The following is a 4,607-nucleotide window of genomic DNA, read 5'->3' on the forward strand; positions in this document are numbered from 1 at the left end:
AAGGATTTATCAAATAGTTAAATCAATGCGTAATTTTTCTCGGTTTGAAAAACCAGAAATTAAACCAGTTGATATCCATGAAGCAATTGATAGTACGTTGATGCTTTTAGATAACCGTATTCAAGCCTTTATTAGCTGATTTTCCTCATTCTTCTTTACATTTTAATATCAATGACTATCAACAATTACAACAAATTTCTCGCTCGATTAACTACTATATCGTCGATACCGATATACCATTCGAGTTAGTCTCATCATTGGAATTTGCAATTAATAATCTGAATGCTGAAGTATTAATTTTTCAGCCTTATTTAGCCTCTCCTAGCCTGGAAACTTTTGGGATATTAGAACCAACAATTTGTGAAGCTATATCGGCAGAATTTATTCAAGGAATTAAACAAGTATGGTCAGAAATATTTAAAGCTAAAAGTTTATTATATTGGCATAGTCACCACATTGATATTCAACAAATTCAACCAGTAATCTTAGTACAAGCTTTACAATCGGCGATCGCTTCAGGAACTATTCAAGTTTTTGCAGATAGTTGGGAAATTCAAGCAACTCATGGTTTAGAAGTATCTATTGATTTGGGGCAAATTATCCCCGACTCTTATCTAATTTATCCTGAAAATTACACTATACAAGACAAAAAATTAGGGAATAAAATCATAGCTTATAACCTCGATCCAGCTATTACAAAAGTCAGCTATACCAATACATGGCAAGAAGTTTATCATACTCAAATGCCTATTCCTGATACTTTACCAGCACTCCAAGCTTTTTTCTTGCCAGAAGAGTTACAAAAAGAATTTGCTTTAGAAGACAAACACCTACAATTATTACTTGAGTTAACTCAGAAAATAACAAAGGAATTCCCGACTGATTTTTATTTGAAATGGAGTTTATTTAAAAGAGATAGCGATGCTGAACCTCAACTATTAATTACCGATTTTAAGAAACTGCAAAAAGACTATCAAAATTTAGAAAAGTTACCTAGTTCGACAACAGAAGAAAAACAATCTATAGAAGTTACGCAGAAACTAGGTTTATCTACTAAATTTCCCGATCTAAAAAATAATAATCAGGGGAATAAATCAGATTTATTGTCTGAATCTATTGCAAATCTTGATGTTCCTATCATTAAAGGTATACCAGTATCAGCAGGGAAAGTAACAGCTAAAGCCATAGTTATTCAGAGTTTGGCTCTACAATTAGAAGAATTTCCTGAAGGAGCAATTTTAGTTGTCTCGGCAGTTCTTCCTAGTTATTTACCATTACTAAAAAATGCTGCTGGAATTATTTCTGAACAAGGTGGTATTACAAGTCATGCTGCAATTTTAGCTAGAGAACTTGGGATTCCTGCTATTGTCGGAGCTACCAATTCTACTCAGATAATTAAAACAGGTAACTATTTATTAGTTAATGGCAATAATGGAGAAGTACATCTACTTAAAGAACAGAAAAATTATCCTCAAGAAATGGATATAGAAGTAACAGAAAATTCTCTTCATTCTCAAAACTTTTTTCCCATTGGCAGTAAATTATTTGTGAATATCAGTCAAATTAATTCAATTCCAAAAGTTAAAGATTTACCCATAGACGGAGTAGGATTATTACGCTCGGAATTAATGGCAATTGAATTGTTAGAAAATCATCATCCTTTATGGTGGATAAAACAAGGTCGTCAATCAGAATTAATAGATTTAATGGTGCAGCATCTTAGTCAATTTGCTGCTGCTTTTGCTCCTAAACCAGTTTTTTACCGTTCCCTTGATTTGGGATTATTTAATTCTAGTTATCAACAAAAAACTTTCACTCAAGAACTCGAAGAATTACCTCTAAATTATTCTAGGGATCAAGGCGATAGGTATCGTCAAAATATTCATCCTCAAAATCTAACTCAAGAATTAAATTTTTCCCATCAAACTAATTATTATAATCCTATATTAGGACAGCATGGCACATTTAGTTATATGCTAGAACCAAGTTTAGTAGATTTAGAAATAAATATCTTATCTGAAGTACATAAATTAGGTTATAGTAACGTTAATTTAATTTTGCCATTTGTACGTTCTGTAGAAGAATTTCAATTTTGTTGGAGTCGCATTAAAGCAAAATGGAAAGATAAACCGAATCATTTTCAAATTTGGATTATGGCAGAAGTACCATCGGTTTTATTCTTATTACCTGAATATGTGAAAGCAGGCGTACAAGGTATTGCTATTGGTACTAATGATTTAACACAATTATTGTTAGGTGTAGACCGAGAAAAAGAAGAAATGAAAAATACTTTTGATGCTCGTCATCCAGCAGTAATGAGAGCAATTAAGCAATTAATTTCTCAGGCTAAAAATGCTGGTATTTCTTGTTCTATTTGTGGTGATGCTCCTGCTTTATACCCAGAAATAATAGATGATTTGATTCGGTGGGGTATTACTTCCATTTCTGTTAATGTTAATACTGTTGAGCAGACTTATCAAGCGATCGCTCGTGCCGAACAACGTTTAATTTTAGCAGCAGCTCGACTCAATAATGGATAATGGATAATGGATAATGGATAATGAAAACTACAACACTATTAGTAGGTTGGGTTTCGTTACCTCAACCCAACATCAACTATGGTCGAATAAAAGTTTCATTTGGGTATAGCAACCGCCAAGGCGCTTAGGACACATCAAAACCCTAAAACCCAGACAAACCAAGATTTTTCCTTCTGCCTTCTGCTCTCTGCCTTCTGCCTTTTGCTATACTATTAAAGTTTGTTGTTCCCGTTCAGCAGCATAGCTAAGACAAGCAAAAATATCCTACACGTGTTAAATAGGGAAAATCTTCTAATAATTCTTCATAAGTCATGCCTGCAGCTAGATCAGAAAGTACATCATAAACAGTTATTCTCATACCTCGAATACAAGGTTTTCCACTGCGTTTTCCTGGTTCAATAGTAATAATATTTTGTTCTAACATGAGATATTTATTTGATAGATTAGGATAATTTGATTTTACACAAATCCAGAGATTTTCTAACTATTTTAATTTATCTTTTTCTTGAGGGTGAGTCCTTCAAAGCGATCTCTCGTGCCAAACAACGTTTGATTTTAGAATCACCTCGTAGGGGAGTGGGGAAGTAGGGAAGTACGAGAGTAGGGGAGTGAGGGAGTGAGGGAGTAGGGGAGTAGGAGGGGTGGAGGAGTGGGGGAACAGTAAATAGAAAAATAATTATCAAAAAAGTCATTTTGTCCTATTAATTACTGAAGAATTGAAGTCAGCAAAAATTATGATTTCAAATTATGAAATGCTTGAAGTTTTTGGTTCAGAAAATTAAGATTAACCTTCCCAGTGAAATTAAAAATTTAGTTTTGAATGTAGGATTTCCACGAGTAGTAAGTTATTTGAGATTTTCTATACATTAACTTTCCAAAAGAAACTAAAGAATTTATCCTCAACACAAGTTTTCCTCCTGTAATGGATTATCTTAGGTTTTCAATGGATTTTGAACCTATTTTAGAAGATACTCGGATTGGAAAATTACTCCCAAATCTACACCAAGTTTTTACTATTGGTTGTATAGGTCTCAATCGATTAATAAACACATTAGTACCGCTTAGTAAAATAGGATTTAATGATAATTCAAGTTTGTCAGATATAGATAGAAAAATAGAAGCTTTAGGAATTCCTGATGACGCTGTATTTTCTACGGAAGTAGAATTTGCTCATCGAATCTGTATTGATAATTCCAATAATGGTAAAATTATATCTATTAATCCTGAAAATCTATCCATCACTTTATTCAATTCAAGTATCGATCATCTGGCAACTTCTGTAATTGCTTATTTGCGCTGTTTTAATTTTGAATAAAGTCTCTATGTCAGAGCTGAAAAGCTTGAGTTAGAAATGCAGAAAATCGATCCAAAAGTTTTAGAAAATCATCAAAGTTTTTGGCATTTAATTGTAGAGCAATACAAGCTACAAATTGATGATAATTATGAATATGGCGATGAAGGTTAATATCATGTCTCATTAAATAACTGTAATAAACCTTTCCCCAATCTAGTAGGGACTTTGCATACAATATCCCTACGTTGAAATTAATTTTACTTGATATAAGTTATAGCCAAAATAGCCTCTTAATAGAAGTAAGTGAAAATTACGATTTCAAATTATAAAATAGTCAAATTTTTGGGTTCAGAAAATTTTGTATATGCACCTCCAGAAAGTCTGTATCGGGCGATCGCTAATATATATATTCCTTGGCGATCGAAGAACCTATCCTGGTTGTCCTGCAATGAAACGACTATTGCTCTATACCCATGGGGAAGAAAAAAATTCCGTCATCCGCCTCCGGGAGCTTCAGCAAATGAAATGACTATTGCGTATAGAGCAATAGATAGAAGAAAAAAATTCCATCATCCATCTCCGGGAGCTTCAGCAAATGAAACGACTATTGCTCTATACCCATGGGGAAGAAAAAAATTCCGTCATCCGCCTCCGGGAGCTTCAGCAAATGAAATGACTATTGCTCTATACGCAACAGAAGAGAAAAATTCCGGTGGTGGTGCTCGCGTAATGGTAAAGGAACCACCGGAAGTGTGGGGAGATGGGGAGATGGG

At 33.7% G+C, this 4,607-nt stretch carries 3 protein-coding genes and 1 pseudogene; 3 read left to right on the forward strand and 1 reads right to left on the reverse strand.

All coding sequences use genetic code 11. The features are described from left to right. The first annotated feature begins 167 nt into the window (after window positions 1-167). Complete coding sequence (locus F6K22_RS32860; RefSeq protein WP_363274945.1) at window positions 168-2,540, forward strand: putative PEP-binding protein; 2,373 nt, start codon at window positions 168-170, stop codon at window positions 2,538-2,540. 204 nt (window positions 2,541-2,744) lie between these two features. Here F6K22_RS32860 and F6K22_RS32865 read toward each other — a convergent pair. Then, window positions 2,745-2,964, reverse strand: a pseudogene (locus tag F6K22_RS32865) (DUF433 domain-containing protein). Window positions 2,965-3,483: 519 nt separating this feature from the next. Between F6K22_RS32865 and F6K22_RS32870 the strand changes: the two are divergent. Both F6K22_RS32870 and F6K22_RS32875 read left to right on the forward strand, forming a co-directional pair. After that, window positions 3,484-3,855: a hypothetical protein gene (locus F6K22_RS32870; RefSeq protein WP_293107996.1), complete on the forward strand. Its 372-nt coding sequence runs from the start codon at window positions 3,484-3,486 to the stop codon at window positions 3,853-3,855. Between the two features lie 321 nt (window positions 3,856-4,176). Then, window positions 4,177-4,607 (forward strand): hypothetical protein (locus tag F6K22_RS32875; RefSeq protein ID WP_293107999.1); only part of this gene is annotated, 431 nt, incomplete at its 3' end.

This window comes from Okeania sp. SIO2F4 (genome assembly GCF_010672385.1).
Lineage (GTDB): Bacteria > Cyanobacteriota > Cyanobacteriia > Cyanobacteriales > Microcoleaceae > Trichodesmium.